Source organism: Pseudomonas sp. TE3895, from assembly GCF_056278855.1.
Map to the genome: position 1 here is coordinate 478,777 of NZ_JBWBQE010000001.1, position 16,301 is coordinate 495,077.

Genomic DNA, 16,301 nt, shown 5'->3' on the forward strand with positions numbered 1-16,301 from the left:
GGCGACGCCGATAGCGTCGCCGCCTCCACTCAACGCTTGTAACGCGCGTCGCCCCAGGCCAGCAGCGCTTGCAGTAGCTGCCTCAATACCGCTTGCGTCGGCTGCGCCAAGTCTTCCCGGTAGGCAAACGGCTCGACTTCCTCCATATAGGTGCTTTGCGCCAGCTCCAGTTGCACAGCATGGATATGGTTGGCCGGGTCGCCATAATGCCGGGTGATGTGACCGCCTTTGAACCGACCATTAAGCACGTGGCTGTAACCTTGCACCTCGGCGCACACACCCTGCAGCCGCTCAGCCAGTGCCGGATCGCAACTGGCGCCGTTGAAAGTACCCAGGTTGAAGTCCGGTAGCTTGCCGTCGAACAGGTGCGGGATCAGCGAACGGATCGAATGGGCATCCCACAGCAGCGCATAGCCAAACTGCTCACGCAAGCGGTCCAGTTCACGACGAATGGTCGCGTGATAAGGGCGCCAGATTTGCTCCAGATAGCGTTTGCGCTCTTCGCCAGACGGCGCCAGCCCGTCTTTGAAGAGGGGTTCGCCGCCGAACAAGGTCGCCGGGTACAAGCCCGTGGTGGCGCCGGCGTACAGCGGCTTGTCGTCGTCCGGACGGTTCAGGTCGATGACGAAGCGTGAGTACTCTGCGGCCACCACGCTGGCACCCAAGTCACGGGCAAAGTCGTACAACTGCGGGATGTGCCAGTCGGTGTCCGGCAAGCTTTGCGCCTGGTCGACCAGGCCGTCGCGCACGGCGTCGGTCAGACGCAAGCCAGCGTGCGGCATGCTGATCAGCAGCGGCAGGCGACCTTGGTGAAAACTCAATACCTTGTCCATCGTGCCTCGCTCAGTTGGAGATTTCGTGGCCCATGCGCACTACGCGCTTGGGCAGGTCGCCACCCAGCCAGTAGGCCAGGTCGGCGGGGCGTTCGATTTGCCAGGCAACGAAGTCGGCCACCTTGCCCACTTGCAGCGAGCCGTGGCTGTCACCCAGGCCCAGCGCCGTGGCGGCGTGCACCGTAACGCCTGCCAGGGCCTCTTCCGGCGTCATGCGGAAGCAGGTGCAGCCCATGTTCAGCATCAACCGCAGCGACAACCCTGGCGAGGTGCCGGGGTTGAGGTCGCTGGCCAGGGCAATCTTTACCCCGTGGCGGCGCAATGCATCCATTGGCGGCAGCTGGGTTTCACGCAGGAAGTAGAACGCACCCGGTAGCAGCACGGCGACCGTGCCGGCGTTTGCCATTGCCACGGCGTCTTCCTCTGTCATGAACTCCAGGTGGTCAGCCGACAGTGCCTGGTAACGCGCGGCCAGGCTTGAGCCGTGCAACGATGACAGCTGTTCGGCATGCAGCTTGACCGGCAGGCCCAGTTCGCGCGCCTTGATGAACAGCCGCTCGACCTGGGCCGGCGAGAACGCGAGGTGTTCGCAGAAGGCATCCACCGCATCTACCAGGCCTTCGGCGGCCAGGGCCGGCAACATTTCATCGCAGATGTGCGCGATGTAGTCATCGGCCCGGCCTGCGTACTCCGGGGGCAAAGCGTGCGCTGCCAGGCACGTGGCACGCACCGTCAGCGGCAGCTCGTCGGCCAGGCGCCGGGCCACTCGCAGCATCTTGCGCTCATTGGCCAAGTCCAGGCCGTAGCCGGACTTGACCTCGAGGGTGGTCACGCCATCGCGCATCAGTGCCTGAACGCGCTGGCGAGCACTGGCGAACAGCTCGTCTTCGCTGGCCGCCCGGGTAGCCCGCACGGTACTCGCGATACCCCCACCCTGCGCGGCGATTTCGGCATAGCTCACGCCCTGCAGGCGCTGCTCGAACTCGCCGCTGCGGTTGCCACCGAACACCGCATGGGTGTGGCAGTCGATCAGCCCGGGGGTGACCCAGGCACCACCCAGGTCAACCGTGCGGTCAGCTTCGACCGGCGCCAGCTCGGCGCGTGGGCCTATCCACTCGATCAGCCCGGCGCTGGTGACGATCGCCGCGTCCTCGATGGCCGAGTAACGGCCATCGGCCATGGTTGCAACATGGCAATGCTGCCAGAGGGTTCTCATGCACAATCTCCTTTGCTAGCGGTGCAGCTCGGCCGGCTCCGCTACCGGCTGGCCCTGCCCTGCGCGCGGCTTGCACCACAGCAGGTAGGACGCCACCAGGAACACCACCCAGATCACGCCGACGATCAATGCCGCCTGGGTGTCCGGGAAGTAACCGAGCACGCCAAAGATGAACACCATGAACGCAATGGCCATGGCCGGGCCGTATGGCCAGAACGGTACCGGGAACTTGAGCTGGGCCACTTGCTCGCGGCTCATGCTGCGGCGCATGGCTACCTGGGTGAGCAGGATCATCAGCCACACCCACACCGTGGCGAAGGTGGCGATCGAGGCAATCAGCAGGAACACATTTTCCGGGATCAGGTAGTTGAGCAATACGCCGATCAGCAGCGCAGCCCCCATCACCACGACGGTCATCCACGGTACGCCATGTTTCGACAACTTGCTGAAGCCGCGCGGGGCGTGGCCTTGCTGGGCCAGGCCATACATCATGCGGCCAGCGCCAAAGATGTCGCTGTTGATGGCAGAGATGGCAGCGGAAATCACCACGACGTTCAGCACAGCAGCGGCAGAGCCAATGCCCAGGTTGCTGAAGATCTGCACGAACGGGCTGCCCTGGCTACCGATCTGCGGCCATGGGTACAGGCACATCAGCACGAACAGGGTGAGCACGTAGAACAGCAGGATACGCAGTGGCACCGCGTTGATCGCTTTGGGAATGACGCGCTGCGGGTCTTTTGCCTCACCGGCGGTGACGCCGATGATCTCGATACCGCCGAAGGCGAACATCACCACGGCAAACGACGCAATCAAGCCCCCCACGCCGTTAGGCATGAAGCCGCCGTGGTCGAACAGGTTGCTCATGCCTACGGCATGCCCGGTACCCACCTGGCTGAAACCGAAGGCCATGATGCCGAGGCCGGCCAGGATCATCGCCACGATGGCGCCGACCTTGAGCAGCGACAGCCAGAATTCCATTTCGCCGAATACCTTGACGTTGCACAGGTTGAGGCCGCCGATCAGGAAAACGATGCCCAGCACCCAGATCCAGCGGGCTACCTCCGGGAACCAGAAGCCCATGTAGATACCGAACGCGGTGACGTCGGCGATGGCGACGATGACCATCTCGAAAGCGTAGGTCCAGCCAAGGATGAAACCGGCCATTGGGCCGAGGTAGGTCGTGGCGTAGTGGCCGAAGGAGCCGGCCACCGGGTTGTGCACGGCCATTTCGCCAAGGGCGCGCATGACCATGAACACGGCGGCGCCGCCGATCAGGTAGGCCAGCAGCACGGCCGGGCCTGCCATCTGGATGGCCGAGGCAGAACCGTAGAACAGGCCGGTGCCGATGGCGGAGCCGAGGGCCATGAAACGGATGTGGCGGGCACTTAGCCCGCGCTTGAGACCTTGAGCTTGTTGCATGTCACGTCCTTGAATTGTTTTTGTGGTCGTGAGATTGAGCGGCTGCTGCGCAGCCCCTTCGCGGGCAAGCCCGCTCCTACATGGATAGCGTTTGCAGATCGCAATCTGTGTAGGAGCGGGCTTGACCGCGAAGGGCCGCCAAGCGGCCCCAAGGGGCATTACAGGCTTGGCAGCACACCCGCCGGCAGCAAGCCGGTCAGACTACCCTTGGCCAACAGGTCCACGGCCTTTTCGATATCCGGCGCGAAGAAACGGTCACGGTCGTAATGCGGCACCTCGCTGCGCAGCGCCTGGCGCGCCTGCTCCAGCTTGGCCGAAGTCTTCAGGCCTTTGCGCAGGTCCAGGCCCTGGCACGCGCCCAGCCATTCGATGGCCAGCACGCCACGGGTGTTTTCGGCCATTTCCCACAGGCGCTTGCCGGCGGCCGGGGCCATCGAAACGTGGTCTTCCTGGTTGGCCGAAGTTGGCAGGCTGTCGACGCTGTGCGGGTGCGACAGCGCTTTGTTCTCGCTTGCCAGGGCGGCAGCGGTGACCTGGGCGATCATGAAGCCAGAGTTGACCCCGCCGTTTTCCACCAGGAACGGCGGCAATTGGGACATGTGCTTGTCCATCATCAGCGAGATGCGGCGCTCGCTGAGCGAACCGATTTCGGCGATGGCCAGGGCCAGGTTGTCGGCGGCCATGGCCACCGGTTCGGCGTGGAAGTTGCCGCCGGAGATCACATCACCTTCGGCAGCGAACACCAGCGGGTTGTCCGACACGGCGTTGGCTTCGATGCCCAGTACCTCGGCGGCCTGGCGCAGCTGGGTCAGGCAGGCACCCATGACCTGCGGCTGGCAGCGCAGCGAGTACGGGTCCTGGACCTTGTCGCAGTTCTTGTGCGACAGCGACACTTCGCTGGAGTCGCCCAGCAGGTCGCGGAAGCAGGCCGCGGTGTCGATCTGGCCGCGTTGGCCACGCACTTCGTGGATACGCGCATCGAACGGAGAACGCGAGCCCAGCGCAGCTTCGACGCTCAGCCCACCGCAGGCGATGGCAGCGGCATACAGGTCTTCGCCCTGGAACAGGCCACGCAAGGCATAGGCGGTGGAGGCCTGGGTACCGTTGAGCAAGGCCAGGCCCTCTTTGGCGGCCAGGGTCAGCGGTTCGAGGCCGGCAATCGCCAAGGCTTCGGTGGCCGGCAGCCACTGGCCCTTGTAGCGGGCCTTGCCTTCGCCCAGCAGCACCAGCGACATATGCGCTAGCGGCGCAAGGTCACCAGATGCGCCTACCGAGCCTTTCAGCGGGATGTGCGGGTAGACTTCGGCGTTGACCAGGGCAATCAGCGCGTCGATGACTTTGCGGCGGATGCCGGAGAAGCCACGGCTGAGGCTGTTGATCTTCAGTACCATGATCAACCGCACCAGGTCGTCATCCAGCGGCGCGCCGATACCGGCGGCGTGGGACAGCACCAGCGAACGCTGCAGGTTCTCCAGGTCATGGCTGGCGATGCGGGTCGAGGCCAGTAGGCCGAAACCGGTGTTGATGCCGTAGGCAGTACGGTCTTCGGCAATGATCTGCTCGACACAGGCGACGCTGGCGTCGATGGCCGGTGCGGCGCTGGCATCCAGTTGCAGGCGCACAGGCGCGGCATGGATCGCGCGCAGCTGGGCCAGGGTCAGGGTGCCAGGCTTGAGGGTGAGTTCGGTCACGTTACTACTCCAAATCGCGTGGAGCCGCAGGCCCGCTTGTGGGTGCCTGCGCGCTCCTTCTTGTTGTTCAGTATCACCCCTTGCAGGGTGCGATCCAAAGCGTGGTGATCAGCCAGTGATCATCGGCAGGTCCAGGCCCTGCTCCTTGGCGCAGTCGATGGCGATGTCATAACCGGCATCGGCGTGACGCATGACGCCAGTCCCTGGGTCGTTGGTCAGTACCCGGGCGATGCGCTCGGCGGCCTCATCGGTACCGTCGCAGACGATGACCATGCCCGAGTGCTGCGAGAAGCCCATGCCCACGCCACCGCCATGGTGCAGCGAGACCCAGGTGGCGCCGCCTGCGGTGTTCAGCAGGGCGTTGAGCAGCGGCCAGTCGGAAACAGCGTCCGAACCATCACGCATGGCCTCGGTTTCGCGGTTCGGGCTGGATACCGAGCCGGAGTCGAGGTGGTCACGGCCGATCACCACCGGTGCCGACAGCTCGCCGCTGCGGACCATTTCGTTGAAAGCCAGGCCCAGCTTGGCGCGAAGGCCCAGCCCCACCCAGCAGATACGTGCCGGCAGGCCCTGGAAGCTGATGCGCTCGCGGGCCATGTCCAGCCAACGGTGCAGGTGGGCATCGTCGGGGATCAGTTCCTTGACCTTGGCGTCGGTCTTGTAGATGTCCTCGGCTTCACCGGACAGCGCCGCCCAGCGGAACGGGCCGACCCCACGGCAGAACAGTGGGCGGATGTAGGCCGGGACGAAGCCTGGGAAGTCGAAGGCATTGGCCACGCCCTCTTCCTTGGCCATCTGGCGGATGTTGTTGCCGTAGTCGAAGGTCGGGATGCCCTGCTTCTGGAAGTCCAGCATGGCCTGCACGTGCACGGCCATCGACTGCTTGGCAGCCTTGACCACTGCAGCCGGTTCGGTCTGCGCACGGTCGCGGTACTGTTCCCAGGTCCAGCCGGCAGGCAGGTAGCCGTTCAGTGGGTCGTGGGCGCTGGTCTGGTCGGTGACCATGTCCGGGCGCACGCCACGTTTGACCAGCTCTGGGAGGATTTCGGCGGCGTTGCCATGCAGGGCGATGGAGATGGCCTTGCCTTCGGCGGTGTACTTGGCGATGCGTGCCAGGGCGTCGTCGAGGTCAGTGGCCTGCTCGTCGACGTAGCGGGTTTCCAGGCGGAAGTCGATACGGCTCTGCTGGCATTCGATGTTCAGCGAGCAAGCACCGGCCAGGGTCGCGGCCAGTGGCTGGGCGCCGCCCATGCCGCCCAGGCCAGCGGTGAGTACCCACTTGCCTTTCAGGCTGCCGCCGTAGTGCTGGCGACCGGCTTCGACGAAGGTTTCATAGGTGCCCTGGACGATGCCCTGGCTGCCGATGTAGATCCAGCTGCCGGCGGTCATCTGGCCGTACATGGCCAGGCCTTTGGCGTCCAGTTCGTTGAAGTGTTCCCAATTGGCCCAGTGTGGCACCAGGTTGGAGTTGGCGATCAGCACGCGCGGTGCGTTGCTGTGGGTCTTGAACACACCGACCGGCTTGCCCGACTGCACCAGCAGGGTTTCGTCGTCTTCCAGGCGGGTCAGGGTTTCGACGATCTTGTCGTAGCAGGCCCAGTTGCGCGCGGCGCGGCCGATACCGCCGTATACCACCAGCTCTTTCGGGTTTTCCGCGACCTGTGGATCGAGGTTGTTCATCAGCATGCGCAGTGGCGCTTCGGTCAGCCAGCTTTTGGCGGTCAGCTTGTTGCCACGTGGGGCACGGATTTCAACGTCACGGTATTTGTTGTTGTCGGTCACGGGAAAGGTCCTCTGCGGTCGTCCGCGGGCGGGTATGTCGTGGTCAATATACAAACACACCTTTACTTGTATGTACAAGCATGGACAACCAAAATAATTGGACCTTGCCGTTCCTGGCTTGAGATTTATGTTGGGGTATAGATCGAGCGCCGCCCGCGCGGCGCTTCGCGGGTAAACCCGCTCCTACGTTTGTTTCGGGCCAGTCCATCCTGTGCCTGGCGCGCGCGACCGCCTTGTTGGTACGACGCGATATCGAGGCATGCACCAAGGCGTTCGCGCGCAAATCCCACAGGCATAATTGGCCTGAAACAAACGTAGGAGCGGGTTTACCCGCGAAGCGCCGCGCGGGCGGCGCTCGATCTCACAGGCGCAGAATGTGTCGAGGCGGACACCTGGCGGCGCTCGATCTCACAGGCGACAAAAACCTACAGCCAGGCCCTCAGCACTCAACCAGTTCGATCAGGCAGAACCGCCCCTGAACCTCCAACCCCAGCAATTCATCATTGCCCTCCAGACGCAAGCAGTCGAACAACCCCAACCGCTGCGTCTCGCGCCCGGCAATAGTGACTTCGACCAGGCTGCTGGCAGCAAACAACAACACCGTCGACGCCGAGCTATACACCCGGCTGGTGCCATCCAGCCACTGCAGCCGCGCCCGATATCGCTGCGGTGCATAGATCAGGTTGAAATCGCGGATCGCCCCGCCCAGCAACTTGCAGCTGACCTGGCTCTCGCCGCTGAACGCAAACGCATCGAACGCCAGCAATGGCCGACTGGCCTGGCCGTCGACCAGCAGGCGCATGCCGTCGCCCTGCAGCACGGTGATGATCCGCTGGTAGCCGGCGAAGGTGGAAAAGCCGCCCGACTCTTCGATGTCGGCAATCGACAGACGCCAGCCAAAACCGTCCAGGCCCTCGCCACTGTCGCGGGTGATCTCTTCGGTGAAACCGCCACCGTTCTTCCAAGGCATGCGCGGGTAATCATGCGCACGCAACAACTGCAGCTGACTCATTTGCTGAAACGTCCTTCCAGGCGATGACGGGAACCGGGGTGGATCAGCCGTGCAGCGGTCACCGGCTGGCGGCCGGACCAGGTGCGACGACGAATCAGCAGGCAAGGCTCGCCCCGCTCGATCTGCAACAGGCGGCATTCTTCCGGCTCGGCCAGGATCGCCTCGACCACATGCTCACCTTCGGTCAACGGCGCCACCTGGGACAGGTAGGCGTAAGGCGTCTGCCGGGTGAAATCCTGCTTGAGGTAATCGGGCGCAATGGCCGCGTTGACGTAACGGTCCTCGATCTGCACCGGCACACCGTTCTCAAAATGCACGATCAGCGAATGGAACACCCGCTGACCTTCACGCATGTCCAGAGCCAGCGCCCGCTCGGAGCCGGCCGCTTCTTCGGCAAGCGTGATCACCTGGCAGCTATGCTGGTGCCCGCGCGCGGCGATTTCGTCGGCAATGTTGTTGACCTCGAACAGCGCCGAACGGCCCTTGGGCTCGGCCACGAAGGTGCCGACCCCTTGCATGCGCACCAGCAGGCCTTCGGCGGTGAGTTCACGCAGGGCGCGGTTGATGGTCATGCGGCTGAAGCCCAGCTCGTTGACCAGCTCGCTCTCGGAGGGTACCCGGTGATGCGGTGGCCAGCTGCCGTTGTCGATCTGCTGGATGATCATCTGTTTGACCCGGGCGTAGAGCGGCGCCGGGCCCTCGCCCATCTGGGCAACCAGCACGGAGACAGGAGGTGTCGGCACGGCGATGGATCCTTGTGCAAATGAAATGAGCGGTAGCTTGCCGCAGTTTACCCGGCAGGCAAACGCCTGTATATGTATATACAAGTTAACAATAACAGGATTCCACCGATGTCAGCCTACTTCGCCGAACGCGCCCTGCTACCTACGGGCTGGGCCAGCCATGTGCGTATCGAGGTCGCCAGCGATGGCCGTGTGGCCAGCATCGAGCCTGGCGCTTCGGCCGAAGACGCCGAGCGCCTGGCCGGCCCGCTACTGCCCGGCATGCCCAACCTGCACTCGCACGCTTTCCAGCGCGCCATGGCAGGCCTGGCGGAATTTGCCGGCAACCCCAACGACAGTTTCTGGACCTGGCGAGACCTGATGTACCGCCTGGTCGGGCAGATCAGCCCAGAGCAGCTTCAGGTCATCGCCCGCCAGCTGTACATCGAGATGCTCAAGGCCGGTTATACCTCGGTGGCGGAGTTCCACTACGTGCACCACGACCAGGCCGGCAAGCCCTACGCCGACCCCGCCGAGCTGTCGCGACGCATCAGCGCGGCCGCAGCCGACAGCGGCATCGGCCTGACCTTGCTGCCGGTGCTGTACAGCCATGCAGGCTTTGGCGGCCAGGCGCCGAACGACGGGCAGCGGCGCTTCATCAACTCCACCGGGCAGTACCTGCAGCTGCAAGCCCAGCTCGCCCCGCTGCTGGCCGCGCAACCGGCGCAGCAACTGGGCCTGTGCTTCCACTCGCTGCGGGCGGTAACGCCTGGGCAGATCGCCGAAGTGCTGGCGGCCAGCGACAGGCAGTGCCCAGTGCATATCCACATCGCCGAACAGCAGAAGGAAGTCGACGACTGCCTGGCCTGGAGCGGCCTGCGCCCGCTGCAGTGGCTGTACGAGCACGTGGACGTGGACCGCCGCTGGTGCCTGGTACACGCTACCCATGCCGAACCAGACGAAGTGACCGCCATGGCCCGCAGCGGCGCGGTGGCCGGGTTGTGCCTGACCACCGAAGCCAACCTGGGCGATGGGATCTTCCCGGCAGTGGATTTCCTGGCACAGGGCGGGCGCATGGGCATTGGCTCGGACAGCCATGTGTCGTTAAGCGTGGTGGAGGAGTTGCGCTGGCTGGAATATGGCCAGCGCCTGCGGGACCAGCGGCGCAACCGCCTGTATCGCGGCGACCAACCGATGGTCGGGCGCACGCTGTATGACGCGGCGCTGGCCGGTGGTGCGCAGGCGCTGGGGCAGGCGGTCGGCGAGTTGGCGGTGGGCAAGCGTGCCGACTGGCTGGTGCTCGATGGGCAGGACCCCTACATCGCCATGGCGGAGGGTGATGCCATTCTCAACCGTTGGCTGTTTGCCGGCGGCGATCGCCAGGTGCGCGATGTCATGGTGAATGGGCAGTGGGTGGTGCGCCAGGGGCGGCATGCGCAAGAAGAAGAAAGCGGGCGGGCGTTTGCCGAGGTGTTGCGCCAGCTTTTGGGCTGAGTGTACCGGGGCTGCGTTGCAGCCCTTCGCGGGCAAGCGCGCTCCCACAGGTTGGACTGACCCACAAAATGTCTTGGGGGCAGCCCAGGGTTCAGTGCAGAACCTGTGGGGTTTGCCCGCGAAGGGTTGCAACGCAACCCCAAAAAACTCAGTGCATTTTTACTATTTGCTGATCGGACGCCCGCCAGATCAAGCGGCTGGTGTCATACCCCTGCTGCCGCGCCCTGGACAGCAGGTTCTCACGCTCCCAGGCCGGCAGTGTCGGCGTGCGCGACAGAATCCAAAGGTATTTGCGGTCCGGGCTGCCGACGATGGCCGTACGGTAGTGGTCGTCCACATAAAGAATCCAGTACTCACCCCGCGCCACGCCTGGCACCAGCCTGGTGAACCAGTTATCGAACTCGACCCATAGCTTGTCGGTGTGCCCCGGCTCCTGGATATTCGCATGCCCTTCGGCGCGAAGCCATTCATCACCCATGGTGCGACAGCGGTTGAGCACGCCATAACTGCCATCAGGCCTGAGGTTGTAATGGGCCTCGGACTGCTCGCAGCCTTCCTGGAAGCGCATGGGCAGGCGCGCCAGCTCGTACCATTTGCCCTGGTAGCGCTTGAGGTCGACATTTCCGGCGGTTTTCGGCGCCAGCGGGTCGTGCACGGAACCTGCACAACCGCCCAGCAGCAACGCCAGGCATACGCCCATCAGCAGGTACGCACGCCTCATTTGAGGCCCTGCCCGGAATACATCAGCACTTTGTCAGCTGCGTACTGCACGCTGATGAAGCTCTTCTCGTCCCCCCAAGTGCAGCTGCTCATGCCCAACGCGCCAGAACATTCGGTCGGCGTGCCGAGCAACTGCTCGACCTCGGCCTTGTTCATACCGGCCTTGATCTTGGAATAGTTTTCCTGATTGATCTTGCTGCAGGCAGTCAGCACGACGCACAGCGACAACAGGGCGAGGGAACGCAACGACATGAAGGGACACTCCTGAAAGATGATACAGGCGAGTGGCCTGCAGTGACCTTCGACGTGAAAATCCCTCCCAGGTTCCCTGCCCCACCCCCTATGTCCCTACACCATTGGTCGGATGGCCACTACTGTGCGATTAATCACAAAGCATTAATCATGCACCCAATAAAAAAGGCCGCCCCCAATGGGAGCGGCCTTGCGTCGCGATGCCTGCACAGCAGGCCCCTTGGGCCTCAGAACCGGGACCCAGGCTCCAGCAAAAAGTCCATCTCTTCGCTGGTGCTCGGCCGCTCCAGCACCAGGTTGCGGTGCGGGAAGCGCCCGAAACGGGCAATTACCCGCTGGTGCTGCTCGGCATAGTCGAGGAAGCCTTCAAACAGCCGGCGGTTGGCCTCGGGCTGTTCATCCAGCAACATTCGATAACGCTCCACGCACAGGTTCTGCCAGTCCAGCACTTCGGCATGCTCCAGTACCAGCAGCACGAACACGCGCTGGATCGGCAGCAACTGGTAATCCCAGCCCTTCTGCAGGCCCTGCATGGCCACCACCTGGGCACGCCGGTCGCCCTCGAAGGCACGCTGCGTGTCGCGGTAGATCATGCGTGGCAGCTGGTCGAGCAAAATCAGCAGGCCCAGCCAGCCCTGCGGGCTTTGCTGCCACTCTTCGAGCCCACCCGCCAGGGCATGCTCGACCAGGTCGCCAAACAGCGCATGGGCCTCGGCATCGTAATGTTTGCCGAACCACAGCGTGCTCTTCTCGTCAGCCACGGCCTGGGCACTGGTGCCCCAACCGAACCACCACTCCAGCAACGGCTGCCAAGGTGCGAGCATGACTTACTCCTTGTGGTAAGCGGTGACGCGCTCGACCTCTTCCTTCGAGCCGAGAATTACCGACACACGCTGGTGCAGGCTTTCTGGCTTGATGTCGAGGATGCGGTCGTAACCGTTGGTGGAAGCGCCACCGGCCTGTTCGATGATGAACGACATCGGGTTGGCTTCGTACATCAGGCGCAGCTTGCCCGGCTTGCTTGGTTCGCGGGCGTCACGTGGGTACATGAACAGGCCGCCACGGGTCAGGATGCGGTGCACGTCGGCCACCATCGAGGCGATCCAGCGCATGTTGTAGTTCTTCTTCAGCGGGCCGGTCTCGCCTGCCAGCAGTTCGCCCACATAGCGCTGTACCGGGGCTTCCCAGTGGCGCTGGTTGGACATGTTGATGGCGAACTCGGCGGTGGTCTCCGGTACGCGGATGTTTTCGTGAGTCAGCACGAAGCTGCCCAGTTCGCGATCCAGGGTGAAGCCCTTGACGCCGTTGCCCAGGGTCAGGATCAGCATGGTCTGCGGGCCGTAGATGGCATAACCGGCAGCAACCTGCTCGGTACCTGGCTGCAGGAACGCTTCTTCGTTGAGGCTTTCGTTCTGGCTCAGGTATTGGTTAGGGCAACGCAGAACCGAGAAGATGGTACCGACCGACACGTTGACGTCGATGTTCGACGAACCGTCCAGCGGGTCGAAGACCAGCAGGTAGGCGCCTTTCGGGTACTTGCCCGGGATCTGGTACGCGTTGTCCATTTCTTCGGAAGCCATGCCAGCCAGGTGACCGCCCCACTCGTTGGCTTCCAGCAGGATATCGTTGGAAATCACGTCCAGTTTCTTCTGGACCTCGCCCTGCACGTTTTCAGTGCCCATGCTGCCCAGCACACCACCGAGGGCGCCTTTGGACACGTGATGGCTGATTTCCTTGCACGCACGCGCTACCACTTCGATCAGGAAGCGCAGATCGGCAGGGGTATTGTTGCTGCGGGTCTGCTCAATCAGATAGCGACTCAGGGTAACGCGGGACATGTATGGCTCCGAACGGATTGGGGGGGATGAAAAACCCCCGCAGTTTACAGGGAGAGTGACGGGCTAGCGAGTGATGAGACTCGCCACGGCTCTCAGACGGCACAATAGGTCGGTAGTTCAGCCTTCGCCAGGCCGGTGGTCTGGTTGTGGGGCCATTCGCGGACGCGCCCGCGCCTACAGGTGGATAAGGGCCCTGTAGGCGCGGGTTTACCCGCGAACAAGCCAGCACAGGCCCGCCTCAGTCCAGCGCCTTCCAGATCTCGGTCGCATACTCGCGAATGGTCCGATCCGAGGAGAACCAGCCCATCCGCGCGGTATTGAGCACCGCCTTGCGCCACCACTCCTGCGGTGTGTGCCACAGATCCTCGACCCGCCGTTGGGCATCCCAGTAGGCATCGAAATCGGCACACACCAGGAAGCGATCGTAGGCCACCAGGCCGTCGATCAACCCGGTGTACCGAGAAGGGTCGTCTGGCGAGAACACACCACTGCGGATGGCCTGCAACACATCGGTCAAGCGGTTGGAAGCAGCGATGGCGGCATTGGCGCCAAAATCACCGGCACGCTTGCGCGCTTCAACCTGCTGCGCGGTCAGGCCAAAGATGAACATGTTGTCGGCCCCCACCTGTTCGCACATCTCCACGTTGGCGCCATCCAGGGTGCCGATGGTCAGCGCACCATTGAGGCCGAACTTCATGTTACTGGTACCGGAAGCTTCGTAACCTGCGGTGGATATCTGCTCGGAAAGGTCCGCCGCCGGGATGATGCTCTCGGCCAGGCTGACGTTGTAGTTGGGCAGGAACACCACCTTCAGCAGGCCGCGCACTGTCGGGTCGTTGTTCACCACCCGGGCGATGTCGTTGGCCAGCTTGATGATCAGTTTGGCCTGGTGGTAACTGGCCGCAGCCTTGCCAGCGAAGATCTTCACCCGCGGCACCCAGTTGGTGCCAGGGTCGTTGCGTATGGCCTGGTACAGTGCAACGGTGTGCAGCAGGTTGAGCAACTGGCGCTTGTATTCGTGAATACGTTTGACCTGAACGTCGAATAGCGCCTCGGGGTTGACCGTGACGCCGATACGATCCTGAATGATGCTGGCCAGGGCGCGCTTGCTGTGCAGCCGCTGGGCAGCGAACTGCTTGCGGAAACCGGCTTTTTCGGCGAACGGCACCAGGCCCGCCAGACGCGTCTGTGGGTCGTCCTTGAGTTCCGGCCCAAGCGCCTCGACCAGCATCTCGGTCAGTTGAGGGTTGGACTGGTACAACCAGCGGCGGAAGGTAATGCCGTTGGTCTTGTTGTTGATCCGTTGCGGGTAGAGCTTGTGCAGTTCGGAGAACACCGTGCTTTTCATCAACTTGCTGTGCAGCGCCGACACGCCGTTGACGCTGTGCGAGCCGAGAAACGCCAGGTTGCCCATGCGCACCCGTCGGCCGTTGTCTTCCTCAATCAGCGAAACCGCGCGCAGCACGTCGAAGTCGTGCAGGCCTTTGGCCCGCAACGCATCGATATGGTAGGCATTGATCAGGTAGATAATCTGCATGTGCCGCGGCAGCATGCGCTCCATCAGCGCTACCGGCCAGGTTTCCAGGGCTTCTGGCAACAGGGTATGGTTGGTGTAGGCGAGCGTGCCGACGGTCAGCTCCCAGGCCTTTTCCCAAGGCACTTCGTGCTGATCCACCAGCAACCGCATCAGCTCCGCCACCGCAATCGAGGGATGGGTGTCGTTTAGCTGGATGGCCGCTGCATCAGGCAGGTTGAGCAGGTCCTTGTGCATGTTCAGGTGGCGCCGCAGCAAGTCCTGCAGCGAAGCCGAGACGAAAAAGTACTCCTGGCGAAGGCGCAGTTCCTGGCCGGCCTCGGTACTGTCGGCTGGGTACAGCACACGCGAAATGCTCTCGGCACGCGCCACTTCAGCCACAGCCCCCAAATGGTCACCGGCGTTGAAGCGCTCCAGGTGCAACTCTTCCAGCGCGCGCGCGCGCCACAGGCGCAGGGTGTTGACGCTGGATCCGCGCCAGCCGACTACCGGCGTGTCGTAGGCCACCGCCCGCACCGTCTCGCCAGGCCACCATACCTGGCGCTGGCTACCGCTTGCATCGTGCACCGTTTCGACACTGCCGCCAAAGCTGATCGGGTAGATCACCTCGGCGCGCTCGAACTCCCAGGGGTTGCCGAAATCCAGCCAGTTCTCGGTCTGTTCCTGCTGCCAGCCATCGACCACGGCCTGACGGAACAGCCCGTGCTCGTAGCGGATGCCGTAACCATGGGCAGCGATACCCAGGGTAGACATGCTCTCCATGAAGCACGCAGCCAGACGGCCAAGGCCACCATTGCCCAGCGCGGCGTCCGGCTCGAGCAGGCGAATGCGTTCGAGGTCCACATTCAGCCCTTCCAGCGCATCGCGGGCGACGTCCAGCAGGCCCAGGTTGCTCAGGCTGTCGTACAGCAAGCGGCCGATGAGAAACTCCAGGGAAAGGTAGTAGACACGCTTCTGGCTGCGCCGATAGGCCTGCCGGGTGTGATCCATCCAGTGGTCGACCATGTGATCGCGCGCAGCCAGGGCAATGGCTTCGAACCAGTCATGGTCGAAGGCGTGCTCGGGGTCCTTGCCGACCGCGTAGGTCAGCTTGTTCAGTACAGCAGCGCGAAAATCCGCGACTTCGGCGTCACGTGCTTTGGGTTCCTGGGACATGCGGCATCCTCGGGCAAGTTGACGAAAGCGGAGGGAGAGTGTTGAGACTAGACCCTTCGACAGAGAGCGACAGTTACGGTTCGCAGTTTTCATGCCCACTCTGCGATTCCGGCAAAAGGTTGTTCATAAATTGAACAATTCCGGTATCATCGCGCGCCCCAAGACCGTGATCCACCCTATAAAGATGAAAACGACCCTGATCGCCGCGGCCGAAGTCGACCGCCTGGAGACCTGGCAGCGCTACACCAGCAACATGTGCCATGGCTGCCATTCGACCTGCTGCACCCTGCCGGTGGAGGTGAAGATCAAGGATCTGATCCGTATCGGCGTGGTCGACGAGTTCGAAAAAGACGAACCCCCCAAGAACGTGGCCAAGCGCCTGCAAAAAGAAGGCATCATCGAGCGCTTCAACCAGAAGTCCGGGATCTTCACCCTGACCCGGATGAGCAACGACGACTGCATGTACCTGGATCGTAAAAGCCGGCTGTGCACCATTTATGACAAGCGCCCGGATACCTGCCGCAACCACCCCAAGGTCGGGCCGCGGCCGGGGTATTGCGCCTACAAGCCCAAGGTGGTTGGGCGCTGATCTATTGCCTGCAGCGGCCTCTTCACGGGTAAACCCGCTCCTAC

General features: G+C 63.2%; 14 protein-coding genes. 2 read left to right on the plus strand and 12 right to left on the minus strand.

Features of this window, described 5'->3' with window-relative positions; genetic code table 11:
- Window positions 1-29 precede the first annotated feature (29 nt).
- From hutG to hutC, 7 genes are all read right to left on the minus strand, one after another.
- Window positions 30-833, minus strand: a complete 804-nt coding sequence (gene hutG, locus ACZ889_RS02120; RefSeq protein ID WP_003249258.1) for an N-formylglutamate deformylase — start codon at window positions 831-833, stop codon at window positions 30-32.
- A 10-nt stretch (window positions 834-843) separates the two neighbouring features.
- Complete coding sequence (hutI, locus tag ACZ889_RS02125; protein ID WP_014860367.1) at window positions 844-2,049, minus strand: imidazolonepropionase; 1,206 nt, start codon at window positions 2,047-2,049, stop codon at window positions 844-846.
- 15 nt (window positions 2,050-2,064) lie between these two features.
- A complete protein-coding gene (locus ACZ889_RS02130; RefSeq protein WP_010955588.1) occupies window positions 2,065-3,468 on the minus strand; it encodes an amino acid permease in 1,404 nt (467 codons plus the stop codon).
- A gap of 158 nt (window positions 3,469-3,626) precedes the next feature.
- Window positions 3,627-5,159 carry a histidine ammonia-lyase gene (gene hutH / locus ACZ889_RS02135; protein ID WP_003249248.1) on the minus strand — a complete coding sequence of 511 codons (1,533 nt, stop codon included), beginning with the start codon at window positions 5,157-5,159 and terminating at the stop codon, window positions 3,627-3,629.
- Window positions 5,160-5,267: 108 nt separating this feature from the next.
- Window positions 5,268-6,941 (minus strand): urocanate hydratase, encoded by a 1,674-nt coding sequence (hutU, locus tag ACZ889_RS02140; RefSeq protein WP_004577162.1) that lies wholly within the window; start codon window positions 6,939-6,941, stop codon window positions 5,268-5,270.
- Between the two features lie 439 nt (window positions 6,942-7,380).
- Window positions 7,381-7,953 (minus strand): HutD/Ves family protein, encoded by a 573-nt coding sequence (locus ACZ889_RS02145; protein WP_004576933.1) that lies wholly within the window; start codon window positions 7,951-7,953, stop codon window positions 7,381-7,383.
- Window positions 7,950-8,660, minus strand: coding sequence for a histidine utilization repressor (gene hutC / locus ACZ889_RS02150; RefSeq protein WP_173881450.1), 711 nt, complete (start codon window positions 8,658-8,660; stop codon window positions 7,950-7,952). Before hutC ends, ACZ889_RS02145 begins: the two co-directional genes overlap by 4 nt.
- 144 nt (window positions 8,661-8,804) lie before the next feature.
- Here hutC and ACZ889_RS02155 point away from each other — a divergent pair, with 144 nt between their 5' ends.
- Window positions 8,805-10,169 carry a formimidoylglutamate deiminase gene (locus tag ACZ889_RS02155; RefSeq protein ID WP_180689146.1) on the plus strand — a complete coding sequence of 455 codons (1,365 nt, stop codon included), beginning with the start codon at window positions 8,805-8,807 and terminating at the stop codon, window positions 10,167-10,169.
- Between the two features lie 148 nt (window positions 10,170-10,317).
- Here the strand turns inward: ACZ889_RS02155 and ACZ889_RS02160 are convergent, their stop codons facing one another.
- From ACZ889_RS02160 to ACZ889_RS02180, 5 genes are all read right to left on the minus strand, one after another.
- A complete protein-coding gene (locus ACZ889_RS02160) occupies window positions 10,318-10,890 on the minus strand; it encodes a lipocalin family protein (RefSeq protein WP_180689145.1) in 573 nt (190 codons plus the stop codon).
- On the minus strand, window positions 10,887-11,141 hold the full coding sequence (gene bamE, locus ACZ889_RS02165) for an outer membrane protein assembly factor BamE domain-containing protein (RefSeq protein WP_003249234.1): 255 nt from the start codon (window positions 11,139-11,141) through the stop codon (window positions 10,887-10,889). The genes ACZ889_RS02160 and bamE overlap by 4 nt, the downstream gene beginning before the upstream one ends.
- 227 nt (window positions 11,142-11,368) lie before the next feature.
- Window positions 11,369-11,965 carry a DUF924 family protein gene (locus tag ACZ889_RS02170; protein ID WP_003249232.1) on the minus strand — a complete coding sequence of 199 codons (597 nt, stop codon included), beginning with the start codon at window positions 11,963-11,965 and terminating at the stop codon, window positions 11,369-11,371.
- A gap of 3 nt (window positions 11,966-11,968) precedes the next feature.
- Window positions 11,969-12,979: a class 1 fructose-bisphosphatase gene (locus ACZ889_RS02175; protein ID WP_003249230.1), complete on the minus strand. Its 1,011-nt coding sequence runs from the start codon at window positions 12,977-12,979 to the stop codon at window positions 11,969-11,971.
- Window positions 12,980-13,217: 238 nt separating this feature from the next.
- Window positions 13,218-15,668, minus strand: coding sequence for a glycogen/starch/alpha-glucan phosphorylase (locus tag ACZ889_RS02180; RefSeq protein ID WP_012053932.1), 2,451 nt, complete (start codon window positions 15,666-15,668; stop codon window positions 13,218-13,220).
- Between the two features lie 184 nt (window positions 15,669-15,852).
- Between ACZ889_RS02180 and ACZ889_RS02185 the strand changes: the two genes are divergently transcribed.
- Complete coding sequence (locus ACZ889_RS02185; protein ID WP_003249225.1) at window positions 15,853-16,257, plus strand: YkgJ family cysteine cluster protein; 405 nt, start codon at window positions 15,853-15,855, stop codon at window positions 16,255-16,257.
- Window positions 16,258-16,301 lie beyond the last annotated feature (44 nt).

Bases quoted from the DNA above. Each gene is read 5' to 3' on its own strand.
- hutG (WP_003249258.1), bottom strand. From the start codon at position 833: ATGGACAAGGTATTGAGTTTTCACCAAGGTCGCCTGCCGCTGCTGATC.
- hutI (WP_014860367.1), bottom strand. From the start codon at position 2,049: ATGAGAACCCTCTGGCAGCATTGCCATGTTGCAACCATGGCCGATGGC.
- ACZ889_RS02130 (WP_010955588.1), bottom strand. From the start codon at position 3,468: ATGCAACAAGCTCAAGGTCTCAAGCGCGGGCTAAGTGCCCGCCACATC.
- ACZ889_RS02145 (WP_004576933.1), bottom strand. From the start codon at position 7,953: ATGAGTCAGCTGCAGTTGTTGCGTGCGCATGATTACCCGCGCATGCCT.
- hutC (WP_173881450.1), bottom strand. From the start codon at position 8,660: ATGGGCGAGGGCCCGGCGCCGCTCTACGCCCGGGTCAAACAGATGATC.
- ACZ889_RS02155 (WP_180689146.1), top strand. From the start codon at position 8,805: ATGTCAGCCTACTTCGCCGAACGCGCCCTGCTACCTACGGGCTGGGCC.
- ACZ889_RS02160 (WP_180689145.1), bottom strand. From the start codon at position 10,890: ATGAGGCGTGCGTACCTGCTGATGGGCGTATGCCTGGCGTTGCTGCTG.
- bamE (WP_003249234.1), bottom strand. From the start codon at position 11,141: ATGTCGTTGCGTTCCCTCGCCCTGTTGTCGCTGTGCGTCGTGCTGACT.
- ACZ889_RS02170 (WP_003249232.1), bottom strand. From the start codon at position 11,965: ATGCTCGCACCTTGGCAGCCGTTGCTGGAGTGGTGGTTCGGTTGGGGC.
- ACZ889_RS02175 (WP_003249230.1), bottom strand. From the start codon at position 12,979: ATGTCCCGCGTTACCCTGAGTCGCTATCTGATTGAGCAGACCCGCAGC.
- ACZ889_RS02180 (WP_012053932.1), bottom strand. From the start codon at position 15,668: ATGTCCCAGGAACCCAAAGCACGTGACGCCGAAGTCGCGGATTTTCGC.
- ACZ889_RS02185 (WP_003249225.1), top strand. From the start codon at position 15,853: ATGAAAACGACCCTGATCGCCGCGGCCGAAGTCGACCGCCTGGAGACC.